The sequence below is a fragment of the Sphingomonas sp. Root241 genome (assembly GCF_001428865.1).
Taxonomy (GTDB): Bacteria; Pseudomonadota; Alphaproteobacteria; order Sphingomonadales; family Sphingomonadaceae; genus Sphingomonas.
Map to the genome: position 1 here is coordinate 1,927,518 of NZ_LMIV01000001.1, position 14,587 is coordinate 1,942,104.

A 14,587-nucleotide genomic window follows, 5' to 3' on the forward strand; every position below is an offset into this window, starting at 1 on the left:
CCGCATGGCCTTCACTCCGCAACAGGCGATCCTCGAACTCGGCGACGCCTTCTACGATCCCGTACATGCCGCCCGCTTCCCCCAGGCGATCCTGCGCTTCCGCAACGATCGCGCAGCGGCGGAGGTCGGGCTCGACGGGCTGAGCGACGAACAATGGATCGCGCATTTCGGCCGCTTCGAGCCGTTGCCGGGTACGCTGCAACAGCCGCTGGCCCTGCGCTATCACGGCCACCAGTTCCGCGTGTACAATCCCGAGATCGGCGACGGCCGCGGCTTCCTGTTCGCCCAGATGACCGACGACCAAGGCCGCCTGATGGACCTTGGCACCAAGGGATCGGGCCAGACCCCCTGGAGCCGCTTCGGCGACGGGCGGCTGACGCTGAAGGGCGGCGTCCGCGAGATTCTCGCCACCGAAATGCTCGAGGCGCTGGGCGTCGAGACCTCGCGCAGCTTCTCGCTGATCGAGACCGGCGAGGAGCTGCATCGCGGCGACGAGCCCTCCCCCACCCGCTCGGCGGCGCTCGTTCGGCTCAGCCACGGCCATATCCGCATCGGCACCTTCCAGCGCCTCGCTTATTCGCAGGACACCGAGAACCTGCAGCGGCTGACCGGCTATGTGCTCCGCCATTATTATGGCGAGGAGGCCGGCGACGACGCCCCGCAGCGCCTCCTCGCGCATGTCGCCGCACGCACTGCGCGGATGGCGGGCCGGTTCATGGCCGCGGGCTTCGTCCACGGTGTGCTCAACAGCGACAATATCAACGTCACCGGCGAGAGCTTCGATTACGGCCCGTGGCGTTTCGCCCCAAGCTGGGCGCCGGGCTTCACTGCGGCCTATTTCGATCAAAGCGGACTCTACGCCTTCAGCCGCCAGCCCGAGGCGATCTATTGGGACGTGATGCAGCTCGCCAGCTCGCTCCGCCTAATCGCCGAAGAGGCGCCGCTGATCGAGGCGATGGAGGTGTTCCCCGAGACCTTCCAGCGCGAAGTCGCCAGCGCGATGCTTTGGCGGCTGGGCCTGAAACCCCGCGGCCCCGAGCATGACCGTCCGCTGGTCGGCGCCATCGAAGCGGCGCTGGTCGAGACGGACACGCCGATCGATCGCTTCTTCTTCGACGGTTTCGGCGGGAAGCTCCCGGAGAGCTATGGCGAGCCCTTCGCCGCCCTCCGCGCCCGGCTCGCCGGGTACGAACCGCGCAAGCCCCGCGACCACGAATATTGGTCCGATCCAGCGCCCTGCGCGATGCTCATCGACGAAGTCGAGGCGATTTGGGCGCGGATCGCGCAAGGCGACGACTGGGCCCCGCTGACCGCCAAGGTCGCCGCGATCAGGCGAATGGGCGAAGCGCTGGCCTGAATACCACCGTCACCCCCGCGAAAGCGGGGGCCCATCTCCCGGACGCGCCGCGAATACGCACGGTGGTCGCTCGTGGCATCTTCAGGAGATGGGCCCCCGCTTTCGCGGGGGTGACGGAAAGAGGGTCTTGGGGGTTGGCAAGCCTCCGCGATTTCGGGCAATAGCATTGCCATTCTTCCGGGGACACACGCAGAACATAATGCCGGGAACGGAAATCATCTCAACCGAGCCAGCAACCGGTGCTGTGCTCTGGCGCCAGAAGATCGGCGATGTCGACACCGAGGTCGCGCACGCCCGCCGAAGCTGGGCCGAATGGGCAGCACGCCCGCTCGCTTACCGAATCGAGGCGCTGCGCCGTTTCGCCAATGTCGTGCGGCAAAAGGCCGATGCCTTCACCGATTTGCTCGCGCGCGAGACCGGAAAGCCGCTATGGGAGGCGCGCACCGAAGTCGAGACGGTGATCGGCAAGGTCGACATCTCGGTCTCCGCTTATTCGGAGCGCACCGGCCAGCGCCGGATCGAGGCGCCGATGAACACCCGGCTGGCGCTGCGGCACAAGCCGCACGGCGTGCTCGCGGTGCTCGGCCCCTATAATTTCCCCGCGCACCTCCCCAACGGCCACATCGTCCCTGCCCTGCTCGCGGGCAATGCCGTGGTATTCAAGCCCTCCGAGAAGACTCCCGCGAGCGGCGCGTTTCTCGTCGATTGCTTCCATGCGGCCGGCATTCCCGAAGGTTGCATCCGCCTGCTGATCGGCGGCCCGGAAGAAGGCAAGGCGCTCGCCGCGCATCCCGATATCGACGGTCTGCTGTTCACCGGCTCGGCCAATACCGGCATTGCGCTCAACCGCCAGTTCGCCACCCGGCCCGAGAAGATCCTCGCGCTGGAGATGGGCGGCAACAACCCGATCGTCGTCTGGGATACCCCCGACCTCTATTCCGCTGCGGTGCTCGTCATCCAGTCGGCCTTCACCACCGCGGGCCAGCGCTGCACGGCCGCGCGCCGGCTGATCGTCGATCAGAATCTCTACGATCCGCTGATGGAGGAAGTGAACAAGCTGATCGGCCGGCTGATCATCGGCGAGCCGCACGCCGATCCCGCTCCGTTCATGGGCCCGGTAATCGACAATGATTCCGCCGACCTGCTCACCGAAAGCTTCCTCGCACTCTCGACCATGGGCGGGCGCCCGCTCAGGCACATGGAGCGCCCGATCGAGGGCCGGCCGTTCATCACGCCGGGCCTGATCGACATGACCCAGGCCAACGACAAGCCCGATGTCGAACTGTTCGGCCCGGTCCTCCAGATCTACCGCAAGGCGACGTTCGAGGAAGCGATCGCCGAGGCCAACAACACGCGCTACGGCCTGTCGGCGTCGCTGGTCAGCCAGAATCCCCGACTTTACGACCAGTTCTGGGCCAATATCCGCGCCGGCATCGTCAACTGGAACCGCCCGACCAACGGCGCCTCCTCCTCGGCCCCGTTCGGCGGGGTCGGCTGGTCGGGCAATCATCGTCCCAGCGCCTATTATGCCGCGGATTACTGCGCCTACCCGGTGGTCTCGTCGGAATCCGAACAGGCGCGCGCCGCGATCGGACTGGGTCTGCGGGACGCCTGAGCAAATGCGAACCGAATCGGTTGCATTGTAGGATTTCAGATGTTCCTGCTTCGTTCGCATGCCGGACATGCGAACGAAGCAGGAGCAACACATGGTTTCGATTACGGATCTGGGCGCAATCGGCGACGGCGACGCAAGTCACGCCGCCGCCAACCGACAGGCAATTCAAACAGCGCTCGATAACGCGTCGATTGTCGAGGTGCCGGCCGGCACCTATGTGATCGACGCGACGCTCAACGTACCCGCGAATGTCACCATCGCGGGCGAGGGATATACCGCGTCGTGCATCAAGCTTTCGAACGCGGCACCCGACGGGACCGACATTCTCCACCTGGACCAGTGGGTAACTCTTCGCGACCTCTGGATCTCGGGCAATTGGGATGGGTCGATGACGGGGCAATCGGGCGTGGGTATCCACGCGCGCAATCCCAGTGGCTCGATGCACGGCCTCACTTTCACCAACCTGCAGGTCGATCGCTGCAAGAGCAACGGTTTCTACGTCTACGAAGCAGCCTATATGCGCTGGAACAACGTGCTCGCGAACACTTTCGGGCTGAACGGGTGCGTGCTCGAAGGCGCATCGCCGGGGAGCTTCACGAGCAGCGAGATCGGCGGGCGGTCGCGCTTCTCCGATTGCCCCAACGGCTATGCGTTGCGGCTGAAGAACTGCCACAGCAGCCGCTTCTCGATCATCTCCGAGCATAGCAAGGGCATCGCTTTCGAAGGCGAGAATCGCGCCCTGACTTTCGACAGCTGCTATTTCGAGAGCGACAGCGAGGCGGTCATCCCGCACGTCTTCAACGTGCTCAGCGGCGGCATGATCGGACTCACGATCAGCAACAGCTTCTTCGGCATGATCGTGAGCGAGACGGTCGTCCAGGACGATCCGAACTTTCTCGCATGCGTGCTGCTGAACAACTTCAACGCGTCGACCAAGCGCTATCTCGGATCGCTTGGTGGCAACCGCTGGACAGTGATCGAAGGTGGCCTGGTGCGTCGCGGCACGCAGGCCGTACTGGCTACCCATCAGCAGACCGTTTCCAACACCGGCTCGGGCGAATCGCAGCTCTGGTCCTTTGCGATCCCGGCCGATACGCTCACCACCGACGGACAGCAGTTGCGGCTCCGGATCTGGGGCAAGACCAACGACAATGCGAACGGCAAGAACCTTCGGCTCTACCTCGGCAACACCGTCGTGTTCGAGAGCGGCCCGGTTGCCGCCGACAATCGCGACTGGGCGATCGATCTCACTCTCTTGCGCGATTCCGCCACCACGGCACGGACAGTGGCCGAGGGCGTGTACAACGCCGCACCCGTGGTGAATTGCGCGACAATCTCGGCCGGTTTCGGAGCGAGCCTGGAACTCAAGGCGACCGGACAGGGCGGCGCCACGGGCGACCTCCTTCTCCAGGGAGCCTCGCTCAAGCTGGTCGGACGCGAACTTCAAGCGTTCTGATCCTTCAAGGGCGGGGCCGGAATCATCCGGCCCCGCTTCGGAATGCTGGACAGCGCGACGCCGGCCTGGCTATCGGCACCGCATGCCTGTCACCGCCACGATCATGAATTCCACCACCGGCCAGCCGATCCAGAAGCTGACCTTCGGCCGCATGCCCAAGCCCTGGGCCTCGTTCACGCTGGAGAGCGGCGAACTCGTCACCGCCGATCGCGTCGATATCGGCAAGCCCGCACCGGGCAAGGTCGTGGTGCCGGTGTCGGTGTGGGTGACGCCGAAGAAGTAACGGACACGCCCCCTCCACGTCATCCCCGCGAAAGCGGGGACCCATCTCGTGTCCGCGCCGCCCATGCAACAGCCGTTGTGCGCGTTGCGCGCGCCGGAGATGGGTCCCCGCTTTCGCGGGGATGACGAAGGCAGTTTTCGTCGTCACCCGATTGTAACGAAACATTGCTGACACCCGCAGCGCATTGAATCCCGCATCCCGCCTCCCTAGATTCAAACCTGCGGGACCGGGCCCCTCTGGCGGCGGCTTCACCTGAAGCCCCGTGATGTCGGACCGCATCGAGCTAGCTCGGTGCAGGTTTTGGCGGCTATCCGTCACCACCCCTCACCGGGAAACCGGCTCGATCGATGTAACTGTCGATTGGAGTGGCACGCGTGAGTAACCTTATCGAGCGGCTGATCGCCGCACACCGCATCCTCAACCGCGAGATCCGCCGCGAGCTCGCTCGCCGGCTTCCCGATCCCTTGCGCCTAAGCCGGCTCAAGAAGGAGCGGCTCGCGATCAAGGACCGGCTGTTCCGTCATTTCCCCGATGCGGCCGAGATGCGCCGCGTCGCGCGCGGCGCCATCGCCCGCGCCCGCCACGCCTAGGAGAAACCACCAGTGGACAATCTTTCCGCCTTCAACCGCAGCGCCGCCAGTGCCGCGCAGGTCCGCTACGATGAGGGCCTGCGCCGGCACATGCTCGGCATCTATCGCAACATGGGGATCGGCCTCGCCATCACCGGCGTGATCGCGCTGCTCGTGGCGAGCTCGCCGCCGCTCGTGGCCTTGATCTTCGGCACGCCACTGAAGTGGGTGGCGATGCTGGCCCCGCTCGCCTTCATCTTCTTCTTCACCTTCCGGGTGGAGCGGATGACCACCGCCGGCGCGCGCACGGCCTTCTTCGCCTTCGCCGGCGTGATGGGCGTGTCGATGGCGAGCATCTTCCTCGTCTTCACCGGCACCAGCATCGCGATGGCGTTCTTCACCGCTTCGGCGATGTTCGCCGGCCTCAGCCTGTGGGGTTACACCACCAACCGCGACCTCACCGGCATGGGGACCTTCCTCTTCGTCGGGCTGATCGCCGTGATCGGCGCGAGCCTCGTCAATCTGTTCCTCGGCTCGAGCCTGTTGCAGATGGCGCTCTCGGTGGTCGGCGTCGTCGTCTTCGCGGGCCTCACCGCCTGGGACACGCAGCGCCTGAAGAGCGAGTACATCGTCTACGGCAACAGCCAGGCCGCCGAGAAGCTCGCAGTGATGGGCGCGCTGTCGCTCTATCTGAACCTCATCAACATGTTCCAGCTGCTGCTGGGGCTGATGGGCGAGCGGGAGTAACGCATGACCGGCACTTTCGCCTGCCCCGTCGACGGCACCAAATTGGTGCCGATGGAGCGCTCGGGCATCGAGATCGATCATTGCCCAAGCTGCCGCGGCGTCTGGCTCGATCGCGGCGAGCTCGACAAGATCATCGAGCGCAGCGCCGCGTCGGCGCCGGTGCTGCCCCAGCAGTCGCAGCCCGCACCGCAGTCCGTCCCCTGGTCGGACGAGCGTCCGCGCTACGACGATCGCCAGCGCCACCATGGCGGCCATTATCCGCACAAGAAGCGCAAATCCTTTCTCGAAGAGCTGTTCGACTAAGTCCCCCTTCCCCCGAACAGCCTTCAACCTTCGCCCGTCGCCGATCCGTCGGCGGCGGGCGTTTCTTTGCCCGGCCGCCGCCGCTATCGTCATTCTCCAACGATCGGGAGAGTGAGCAATGGTCACGCGCAGAACAATGCTCGGCGCCGCCGCGGCACTTACGACGACCATTATTCTCCCGGTCCGCGCCGCCCCCGCCCCGGCTTTCGTCCGGCGGGAAGGCACGCGGCTGATGCTCGGGGGCAAGCCGTATCGCTTCGCCGGCGCAAACCTCTGGTACGCCGCCTGGCTCGGCGCCGACGCTCCCTATGGCAACCGCGAGCGGCTGAAGCGCGAGCTCGACACGCTCGCCGCCACCGGCGTCACCAACCTGCGCATCGCCGCCTCGGCCGAGGATTCGCCGCTCAGGAACTCGGTCAAGCCGGCCTTTCACGGCGCGGCACCCGATTCCGCCGATCCGGCGCTGCTCGGCGGGCTCGATTTCTGCCTTGCCGAGATGGGCAAGCGCGGCATGAAGGCAGTGCTCTATCTGACCAATTTCTGGGAATGGTCGGGCGGGATGATGACCTATCTCTATTACGTCACCGGCAAGTATATGGACGTCAACGATCCGGCGCATCCCTGGCCGGCCTTTCCCAACGCCGTCGCCCGATTCTACGCGAACCCGAGGGCCGTTGCGCACAACCACGCCTGGGTCCGCCGTATCGTCGGCCGCACCAACACTGTCACCGGCACCGCCTATCGCGACGATCCGACGATCATGGCGTGGCAGCTCGCCAACGAACCGCGCCCCGGCGGCGACCTCGCCACCGCGACGCCTTTGCTCGCTGCCTACAATGCGTGGATCCAGGGCAGCGCCAGGCTGATCAAGTCGATCGATCGCAATCACCTCGTCTCGACCGGCAGCGAAGGCCTGAAGGGCAGCGTCGAGAGCGCCGACATCTTCCGCAAGGCGCATGATGTCCCCGAGATCGACTATCTCACCACGCATATCTGGCCGCTCAACTGGAGCTGGGTCGACGCGAAGGACATATCCGGCACGCATGCCGCCGCCACGGCCAAGGTCGCCGAATATCTCCGGCAACATCAGGCGCTGGCGAAGGAACTGGGCAAGCCGCTGGTGATCGAGGAATTCGGCTATCCGCGCGACGGCGGCGGCTATGATCCGGAAGCAAGCACGCACTTCAAGGACCTGTATTACCAGCAAATCTACGACGCTGTACTCAACAGCGCGCGCACCGGCGGCCCGATCGCCGGCTCGAACTTCTGGGCATGGAACGGCGCCGGCCGCGCGCTCCATGGCGACCACCGTTTCCGCTCGGGCGACACTGCCTGGCTCGGCGACCCCCCGCACGAACCGCAGGGCTGGTATGGCGTGTTCGATTCCGATGCGACCACCCTCGCGGTGATCGCGGCGCACGCAAGGGCGCTGGCGAGCGCGGGAGAGCCGATCGCCGCCTGATCGCGACAACCGTCACCCCGGCCTTGTGCCGGGGTCCACCAGGAGGCAAGCGAACCGGTTGAGACGAGAACGGCTCGGGTGCGGAGCAGTGGACCCCGCCGGGGTGACGAGAACAAAGTTCACCTTCCGCCCCCCCAAACCATCCTCCGTTGCCCCCCGCCCCGCAGAAGCCCATCTCCCGCCTCATGGCATCTCTGCTCGATCCTTCCGCGCGTGGGCGCGTCATTCTCGTCGGCGCCGGTCCGGGCGATCCCGGGCTGCTCACCGTGCGCGCCGTCGAGGCGCTGCGCGAGGCCGACGTGCTCGTCCATGACGGCCTCGTCGATCCGCGGGTCCTCGATCTCGCCCCGCGCGCGCACCGCATCTCGGTCGCCAAGCAGCGGGCGCGCCACACGCTGTCGCAGGAAGCGATCAACGCCCTTATCATCGCGCATGTGAAGACCGGCGCGATCGTCGTGCGGCTGAAGGGCGGCGACCCCTTCATCTTCGGCCGCGGCGGCGAGGAAGTCGAAGCCGTGCGCGCGGCCGGGCTCCCCGTCGAAGTCATTCCCGGCATCTCCGCCGCTCTGGGCGCCGCTGCCGAGGCGATGCTTCCGCTCACCCATCGCGACTGGTCGAGCGCGGTCAGCTTCGTCGCCGGCCAGTGCAAGGGCCTCAGCGAACAGGATTGGTCGGGCCTCGCCGGCAAGGGACGCACGCTCGTCATCTACATGGGTGTCGCGACCTGCCCCGATATCGCCGATAAATTGATGGCGGACGGCGTCGCTCCCGACATGCCCGTCGCAGTGCTCGAGCGCGGCACGCTCGAAGGCAGCCGTGCGCTGCGCACCCTGCTCGCCGATCTCGGTCCTATGGTCGCGCGCGAAAAGGTCCGCAGCCCGGCGATCATCGTCGTCGGCGAAGTCGTGATGCTCGCCGATGCGGAGGACAAGCTCGCCGCATGGGCCCAGGCTGCGGAGGCACTCGCATGAAGATCCTGACCGGCAACGATCTGCGCACCGGCGCGGTCATCTGGTGGACCGGCGAGGGCTGGTCGCTCCACATCGAGGATGCTTCCGACGTCGGCGATCGCGGCGAGGCAATCCTGACCGAGGAAACCGGCGCGCGCCGCGTGAACGGCGGGCTCGTCATCGACGGCACCATGACGCCCGAGGGGCCCCGCCCCGCGCACATCAAGGACCGCATCCGCGCGCTCGGCCCCACTGTCCGCCCCGACCTCACGCTCAAACCCGCCGACCCGAACGCCGGCAGCTGGGTGATATGACTCCCGCCCCCTCCCCGTTCGCGCTGAGCTTGTCGAAGCGCCGTCCTTCTTCTCGCACCGAAGCCGAAGTGGAAAACAGCCCTTCGACAAGCTCAGGGCGAACGGTTGTGGAAATTCGCTGATGTACCGCTACGACAAATACGACCAGGCCATCGTCGACGCCCGCGTCGAGGAATTTCGCGATCAGGTCGCCCGCCGCATCGCCGGCGCGATGAACGACGATCAGTTCAAGCCGCTCCGGCTCAAGAACGGCCTCTATCTCCAGCTCCACGCGTACATGCTGCGCGTCGCCATTCCCTATGGCACGCTCGACGGCCGCCAGATGCGCATGCTCGGCCATATCGCGCGCAAATACGATCGCGGCTATGGCCACATCACCACGCGCCAGAACATCCAGTATAACTGGATCAAGCTCGAGGAAGCGCCCGACATCCTCGCCGATCTCGCCACGGTCGAGATGCACGCGATCCAGACCAGCGGCGAGAGCATCCGCAACCTCTCGGCCGATCAATATGCCGGTGCCGCCGCCGACGAGATCTGCGATCCCCGCCCCTGGGCCGAATTGCTCCGCCAGGCGACGACCTTCCATCCCGAGTTCAGCTATTTGCCGCGCAAGTTCAAGATCGCGGTGATCGCCTCGGAAGAGGATCGCGCGGCCTTGCGCTGGCACGATTTCGCGCTGCGCATCGTGCTTGACGAAGCTGGCGAGCAGGGCTTCGAAGTCTATGCCGGCGGCGGCATGGGCCGCACGCCGATCATCGCCTACAAGATCCGCGAGTTCCTGCCCGCGACGCAGATCTTCTCCTATCTCCAAGCGGTGCTGCGCGTCTGGAACACGCATGCGCGGCGCGACAACATCCACAAGCAGCGGATGAAGATCCTCGTCCACGAGCTCGGCGAGGAGGAATTCCGCCGTCAGGTCGAGGAGGAATTCCAGCATTTCCTCACGCTCGGCACCGATTTCCCGCAGGCCGAGTATGACCGGATCGCCGCCTATTTCGCGCCGCCGCCGTTCGAGACCGGGCTCAGCGAAGAGATCGACCGCAGCGATCCCGAATTCGCGCTCTGGGTCGATCGCCAGACCGTCCGCCACAAGGCGCCGGGCTATGCGATCGTCAACATCAGCCTCAAGCCGATCGCCGGCATTCCCGGCGACATCTCGGCGGACCAGATGGACGTCGTCGCCGATCTCGCCGAGCGCTACAGCTTCGACGAACTGCGCGCCACGCATGCGCAGAATCTCGTGCTGCCTTATGTCCGCAAGCAGGACCTCCATGCCGTGTGGCAGGCGCTCGACGCCGCGGGGCTGGCCGACGTCAATCTCGATCTCGTCACCGATCTGATCGCCTGCCCGGGGCTCGATTATTGCAGCCTGGCCAATGCCCGCTCGATCCCGGTCGCGCAGAAGATCGCCGCACGCTTCGCCGATCTCGACCGCCAGCGCGATCTCGGCGAGCTCAAGATCAAGATCAGCGGCTGCATCAACGCCTGCGGCCACCACCATGCCGGCCATATCGGCATCCTCGGCGTCGACCGTAAGGGTACCGAAAATTACCAGCTGCTGCTCGGCGGCTCGGGCGCGGAAGACACTTCGCAGGCCAAGATCACCGGCCCCGGCTTCGACGAGGACGGCGTGGTCGACGCCGTGGAGAAGGCCACCAACGTCTATCTGCGCGAGCGCCAGCCCGGCGAGCGCTTCCTCGACACCTATCGCCGGATCGGCATGGATCCGTTCAAGGAGGCGATCTATGGGTAATCAGACCGTCATCCCGGCGGAAGCCGGGACCTCGTGCGGCTCTTGCCCCGCGCCTTCGCCTGAGATCCCGGCCTTCGCCGGGATGACGGAGCATTTTGCATGACCGACACCCTCCTCCGCTTCCGCGACGACGAGCCGCATGAGGAACCCGCGGTCTCGATCGACGCGTTCCTCGGCCAGTCCAACGCCACTGCGGTCCGCATCGAGGCCGGTGAGGACGCGCGCGCGCTGATCCCCTATCTCGATCGCCTCGCATTGGTCGAAATCGACTTCCCGCGCTTCCGCGACGGCCGCGGCTATTCCTCCGCGCGCATCCTCCGCGAGGCCGGCTACAAGGGCGAGATCCGCGCCTCGGGCGACGTGCTCGTCGACCAGATGCTGTTCATGCGCCGCTGCGGCTTCGACAGCTTCGCGCCTTATGCGCCGATCGACGAGGCGGTGCTCGCCGGCGCGCTCAACCGCTTCGACTATGTCTATCAGCACGCGGCCGACAATGCGGTGCCGGTGTGGAAACTCCGCCATGGCTAATGTCGCGGCCCGCAAGATCGACCGCCTGGACCTCGCCCCGCGCTTCACCGAGCAGGACGCGATCCGCCTGAACAACATGTTCCGCGGCAGCTCGACCGACGAGATGCTGCGCGCGGTGATCGGCGACCATATGGTTGGCGATCTTGCGGTGGTCTCGTCCTTCGGTGCCGAATCCGCCGCGTTGCTGCATCTCGTCGCCGCGATCGATCCGTCGATCCCCGTTCTCTTCCTCGATACCGGCCGGCATTTCCCCGAGACGCTCGCCTATCGTGACGAACTCGTCGCCCGGCTCGGCCTGAAGGACTTCCGCAACCTCCAGCCCGACCCGCAAGTCCTCGCCGCGCGCGACGCCAACGAGCTGCGCTGGTCGTACGACCCCGATGGCTGCTGCGAGATCCGCAAGGTCGTGCCGCTGGCCAAGGGGCTGGCGGCGTTCGATGCCACCATCACTGGGCGGAAAGCGTTCCAGGCGAGCACCCGCAACGCGCTGCCCCGCTTCGAGCTCGACACTTCGGACGCCTCCGGCCGGCTCAAGGTCAACCCGCTCGCCGACTGGACCCGCGCCGATCTGGACGCCTATTTCGCTGCGCATGATCTGCCGGTCCATCCGCTCGTCGCGAAAGGCTATCTCTCGATCGGCTGCGCTCCGTGCACCAGCGTGGTCAAGCCCGGCGAAGACCCCCGCGCCGGCCGCTGGCGCGGTTGGGACAAGACCGAATGCGGCATCCACACGCCGGTGAACGACGGCGACGTAGACCAGCCTTCGTTCTGAACTCCCTTCCCTCTCCCAACCGGAGAGGAATATGTCCTCAGAACAGGATCGGCAGGCGCGGCAGGATCTGGTTGCGCCCGCTGTCGCCGCGCGCCTCCGCGCCCAGGCTGCCGAACAGCATCGCGCCGCCAAGGAACGCGCCGAGCAGGAAGCTCAAGCTGGCCAACGTCTCGCCGTCCGATGATCCCGGACCGAAGATCTGCCCCGGCTTCGTCAGGTTGAGATCGGCCTGGGTCGCGACTTCGCCGGTATAGGCCGAGCGCCAGCCCGCGCCGCTGTCATTCTCGTGCAGCACGAAGCCGTCGGCATTGGCGCGGTCCAGCGCGCGGCCGTCGCCGCCCATCGTGATCGAGAGATCGCCGAGCTTCTGCTGGCTCAGCCCCGTCACTTCGATCGCCTGATCGCCCTTGGTGATCGCCACCGAGCTGGCGAAATAGACGTTCGGATTGCCCTGGCCCTGCTCGGTGTTGATCGTGATCTTGGTGCCGTTGTCGAGCGTGAAGGTCGTCGTCCCCCAAAAGTCGTAGACGTGCTGGCCGTTCACATCGACATGCGGATCGCCCCAGATCCGCGTCGTCTCGCCGGTATTGGCGTTGGTGATCGTCATCTCGCTGTTGTTCTCGTTGAGCTGCAGGCTGTATCCGTCGCCCAGATCGATCGAGGCCTTGCCCTCGGTACCCGTCTTCACCGTCCAGCTCGCCTGCGTCTCGCCGCCGCAGCGCGCATCGACGTTCCAGCCGCGCGGGAAGCAGGACGAGGCGAACGGCCCCGCGCCGAGCGGATTGAGCATCTTGCCCATGATCCCCGCCGCGAGCACGAAATTGGCCGAGGCCGATCCGGCGGCGAGCGCCTGGAATGCGCCCGAGAAAGCAGTGTTCGCAGCGATAGCGGTCATGTCGCGTCCCCTGTGGGTGGTGAACAGGAGAGACGTTACGCCTCCGCCCCGATCCGCGCGCTCCGCATTCCGACTAGACCCGCTAGTCGCTTCGATTAGTCGCACGTCCGCCCCGGTCCGCCGCTCAGCTCACCCAGGCGGCGATGTCCTCCTCCTGCGCCACCATCGCCAGCCCGTGCGCGATCGACGTCAATTCGCCGCCGCTGCCGATCCGCGCCTCGCCGAAGCGCCGCGCGAAGATCGCGCGGACCGCCGGGATCAGCGACGACCCGCCGGTCAGGAACACCCTGTCGATCGCCGCCTCGCTTGTGCCGGACGCTGCCAGCGCCCGGTCCACCGTCGCTTCGATCCGCGCGAGATCGGGCGCGATCCACGCTTCGAACTGGTCGCGCCGCACCTCGGTGGTGATCTTCACGCCACCGCCCTCGAACCTGAATTCGGCCTGCGCCACGCTCGACAGCGCGCGCTTGAGCTTGCCCACCGCGTCGTACAGCCGGTAGCCGAGCTCGTTCTCGATGATCGCGATCATCCGCCCGATCGCCGCCGGCTCCTCGGCCGCGCGCTGGAGCTTGTGCAGCGCCTCCAGCGTCCGCCGGTTGCGCATCAGGGCCAGCCGCGACCAGTCGCCGAAATCGGCGAAATAGCCGCCCGGTATTTCCAGCACCTTGTCGAACGAGCGATAATGGCTGCCTTTGCCGAGCAACGGCAGCACGAGCTGATCGACGATCCGGTAGTCGAAGCGGTCGCCCGCGATGCCGATCCCGGCATGCCCCAGCGCCGTGCAGCGTCGCGCCGACCCCGGTGCATCGACGCGCACCACCGAAAAGTCGCTGGTGCCTCCGCCGAAATCGGCGACGAGCAACGTCGCCGGATCGCTCAGCCGCTTCGCGTAGCTGAACGCCGCGCCGATCGGCTCGTAGACATAATGGATCTCCGCGCCGAACCCCGCGAACATCGCGTCGTAACGCTCCCTCGCCAGCTTCGGATCGGGCCGGCTCCCGGCATATTCGATCGGCCTGCCCACCACGATGCGATCGGGCCGCTGGCCGAGCTTGCCGCCCGAATGCTCCGCCAGCTTGCGGAGGAAGGTTCTTCCCAGTTCCTCGAACCGCATCCTCTTGTCGAACACCGACGCGTGCTCGAACGCGGTGCTCGCCGCGACCGACTTGAACGACTGGAGAAAGCGGCTGCCTTCGGGATATTCGAGATACTCCGCGATCGCCCAGGGCCCAGCCTCGACCTGCACTCCATTGTCTTCCCAGAAGCACAGGGCCGAGCGAAAAACCGCGCTGACCGCATCGGGCCCCGCAAACTCGACCATCTCCGGCCCCTCGCCGGGCCCGGCAAGCGCGACCACGCTGTTGGTCGTACCGAAATCGAGCCCGAGGGCATTGGCGGTCACGCAAGGTCCAATCTGAAGGCGGAGGACGGAGCGCGCCTATGGCCACCGGAGCCGCTGGTCCGCAAGGGCGCGCGGCGGAAAATGTCGGCCCCCGCAATACCGTCACAACTCAGCACGAATTCGTCACGTAACCGCAACGAGCCCGTCACCGCGTCAGCGCAAATCCCTCCTAACGCCG

Annotated in this window: 15 protein-coding genes; 13 read left to right on the forward strand and 2 right to left on the reverse strand. The window is 66.2% G+C overall.

What is annotated here, in order from left to right; all coding sequences use genetic code 11:
• Window positions 1-4 precede the first annotated feature (4 nt).
• The 13 genes from ASE13_RS08915 (at window position 5) to ASE13_RS08975 (ending at window position 12,112) form a co-directional block, all read left to right on the forward strand.
• Entirely contained in the window at window positions 5-1,357 is a 1,353-nt protein-coding gene (locus tag ASE13_RS08915; RefSeq protein WP_056613622.1) for a protein adenylyltransferase SelO family protein, read from the forward strand.
• Between the two features lie 199 nt (window positions 1,358-1,556).
• A complete protein-coding gene (astD, locus tag ASE13_RS08920; RefSeq protein WP_056613624.1) occupies window positions 1,557-2,972 on the forward strand; it encodes a succinylglutamate-semialdehyde dehydrogenase in 1,416 nt (471 codons plus the stop codon).
• Between the two features lie 91 nt (window positions 2,973-3,063).
• Complete coding sequence (locus ASE13_RS08925; protein ID WP_162254679.1) at window positions 3,064-4,428, forward strand: glycosyl hydrolase family 28-related protein; 1,365 nt, start codon at window positions 3,064-3,066, stop codon at window positions 4,426-4,428.
• Between the two features lie 82 nt (window positions 4,429-4,510).
• Window positions 4,511-4,711, forward strand: coding sequence for a hypothetical protein (locus ASE13_RS08930; RefSeq protein ID WP_029935104.1), 201 nt, complete (start codon window positions 4,511-4,513; stop codon window positions 4,709-4,711).
• 374 nt (window positions 4,712-5,085) lie between these two features.
• The gene (locus ASE13_RS08935; RefSeq protein WP_056615003.1) at window positions 5,086-5,301 is read left to right on the forward strand and encodes a YdcH family protein; all 216 of its coding nucleotides are present in this window, start codon (window positions 5,086-5,088) and stop codon (window positions 5,299-5,301) included.
• A 90-nt stretch (window positions 5,302-5,391) separates the two neighbouring features.
• Entirely contained in the window at window positions 5,392-6,027 is a 636-nt protein-coding gene (locus ASE13_RS08940; protein ID WP_082596654.1) for a Bax inhibitor-1/YccA family protein, read from the forward strand.
• Between the two features lie 3 nt (window positions 6,028-6,030).
• Window positions 6,031-6,330, forward strand: a complete 300-nt coding sequence (locus ASE13_RS08945; RefSeq protein WP_056613632.1) for a zf-TFIIB domain-containing protein — start codon at window positions 6,031-6,033, stop codon at window positions 6,328-6,330.
• Window positions 6,331-6,448: 118 nt separating this feature from the next.
• A complete protein-coding gene (locus ASE13_RS08950) occupies window positions 6,449-7,792 on the forward strand; it encodes a glycoside hydrolase 5 family protein (protein ID WP_056613634.1) in 1,344 nt (447 codons plus the stop codon).
• Window positions 7,793-7,977: 185 nt separating this feature from the next.
• Window positions 7,978-8,763: a uroporphyrinogen-III C-methyltransferase gene (gene cobA, locus ASE13_RS08955; protein ID WP_056613636.1), complete on the forward strand. Its 786-nt coding sequence runs from the start codon at window positions 7,978-7,980 to the stop codon at window positions 8,761-8,763.
• Window positions 8,760-9,056 carry a DUF2849 domain-containing protein gene (locus ASE13_RS08960; RefSeq protein ID WP_056613638.1) on the forward strand — a complete coding sequence of 99 codons (297 nt, stop codon included), beginning with the start codon at window positions 8,760-8,762 and terminating at the stop codon, window positions 9,054-9,056. The genes cobA and ASE13_RS08960 overlap by 4 nt, the downstream gene beginning before the upstream one ends.
• Window positions 9,057-9,177: 121 nt before the next feature.
• Entirely contained in the window at window positions 9,178-10,812 is a 1,635-nt protein-coding gene (locus ASE13_RS08965; protein WP_056613641.1) for a nitrite/sulfite reductase, read from the forward strand.
• Window positions 10,813-10,911: 99 nt separating this feature from the next.
• Window positions 10,912-11,340 carry a DUF934 domain-containing protein gene (locus tag ASE13_RS08970; RefSeq protein WP_056613643.1) on the forward strand — a complete coding sequence of 143 codons (429 nt, stop codon included), beginning with the start codon at window positions 10,912-10,914 and terminating at the stop codon, window positions 11,338-11,340.
• Complete coding sequence (locus ASE13_RS08975; protein WP_056613645.1) at window positions 11,333-12,112, forward strand: phosphoadenylyl-sulfate reductase; 780 nt, start codon at window positions 11,333-11,335, stop codon at window positions 12,110-12,112. Before ASE13_RS08970 ends, ASE13_RS08975 begins: the two co-directional genes overlap by 8 nt.
• A 37-nt stretch (window positions 12,113-12,149) precedes the next feature.
• Here the strand turns inward: ASE13_RS08975 and ASE13_RS08980 are convergent, their stop codons facing one another.
• Window positions 12,150-13,007 (reverse strand): DUF1521 domain-containing protein, encoded by an 858-nt coding sequence (locus ASE13_RS08980; protein ID WP_056613648.1) that lies wholly within the window; start codon window positions 13,005-13,007, stop codon window positions 12,150-12,152.
• 124 nt (window positions 13,008-13,131) lie between these two features.
• Complete coding sequence (locus tag ASE13_RS08985; RefSeq protein WP_056613649.1) at window positions 13,132-14,409, reverse strand: Hsp70 family protein; 1,278 nt, start codon at window positions 14,407-14,409, stop codon at window positions 13,132-13,134.
• Window positions 14,410-14,587: the final 178 nt, after the last annotated feature.

Coding starts and splice junctions, on each gene's coding strand:
- ASE13_RS08915 (WP_056613622.1), top strand. CDS start 5: ATGGCCTTCACTCCGCAACAGGCGATCCTCGAACTCGGCGACGCCTTC.
- astD (WP_056613624.1), top strand. CDS start 1,557: ATGCCGGGAACGGAAATCATCTCAACCGAGCCAGCAACCGGTGCTGTG.
- ASE13_RS08925 (WP_162254679.1), top strand. CDS start 3,064: ATGGTTTCGATTACGGATCTGGGCGCAATCGGCGACGGCGACGCAAGT.
- ASE13_RS08930 (WP_029935104.1), top strand. CDS start 4,511: ATGCCTGTCACCGCCACGATCATGAATTCCACCACCGGCCAGCCGATC.
- ASE13_RS08940 (WP_082596654.1), top strand. CDS start 5,392: ATGCTCGGCATCTATCGCAACATGGGGATCGGCCTCGCCATCACCGGC.
- ASE13_RS08945 (WP_056613632.1), top strand. CDS start 6,031: ATGACCGGCACTTTCGCCTGCCCCGTCGACGGCACCAAATTGGTGCCG.
- ASE13_RS08950 (WP_056613634.1), top strand. CDS start 6,449: ATGGTCACGCGCAGAACAATGCTCGGCGCCGCCGCGGCACTTACGACG.
- cobA (WP_056613636.1), top strand. CDS start 7,978: ATGGCATCTCTGCTCGATCCTTCCGCGCGTGGGCGCGTCATTCTCGTC.
- ASE13_RS08960 (WP_056613638.1), top strand. CDS start 8,760: ATGAAGATCCTGACCGGCAACGATCTGCGCACCGGCGCGGTCATCTGG.
- ASE13_RS08965 (WP_056613641.1), top strand. CDS start 9,178: ATGTACCGCTACGACAAATACGACCAGGCCATCGTCGACGCCCGCGTC.
- ASE13_RS08970 (WP_056613643.1), top strand. CDS start 10,912: ATGACCGACACCCTCCTCCGCTTCCGCGACGACGAGCCGCATGAGGAA.
- ASE13_RS08975 (WP_056613645.1), top strand. CDS start 11,333: ATGGCTAATGTCGCGGCCCGCAAGATCGACCGCCTGGACCTCGCCCCG.
- ASE13_RS08980 (WP_056613648.1), bottom strand. CDS start 13,007: ATGACCGCTATCGCTGCGAACACTGCTTTCTCGGGCGCATTCCAGGCG.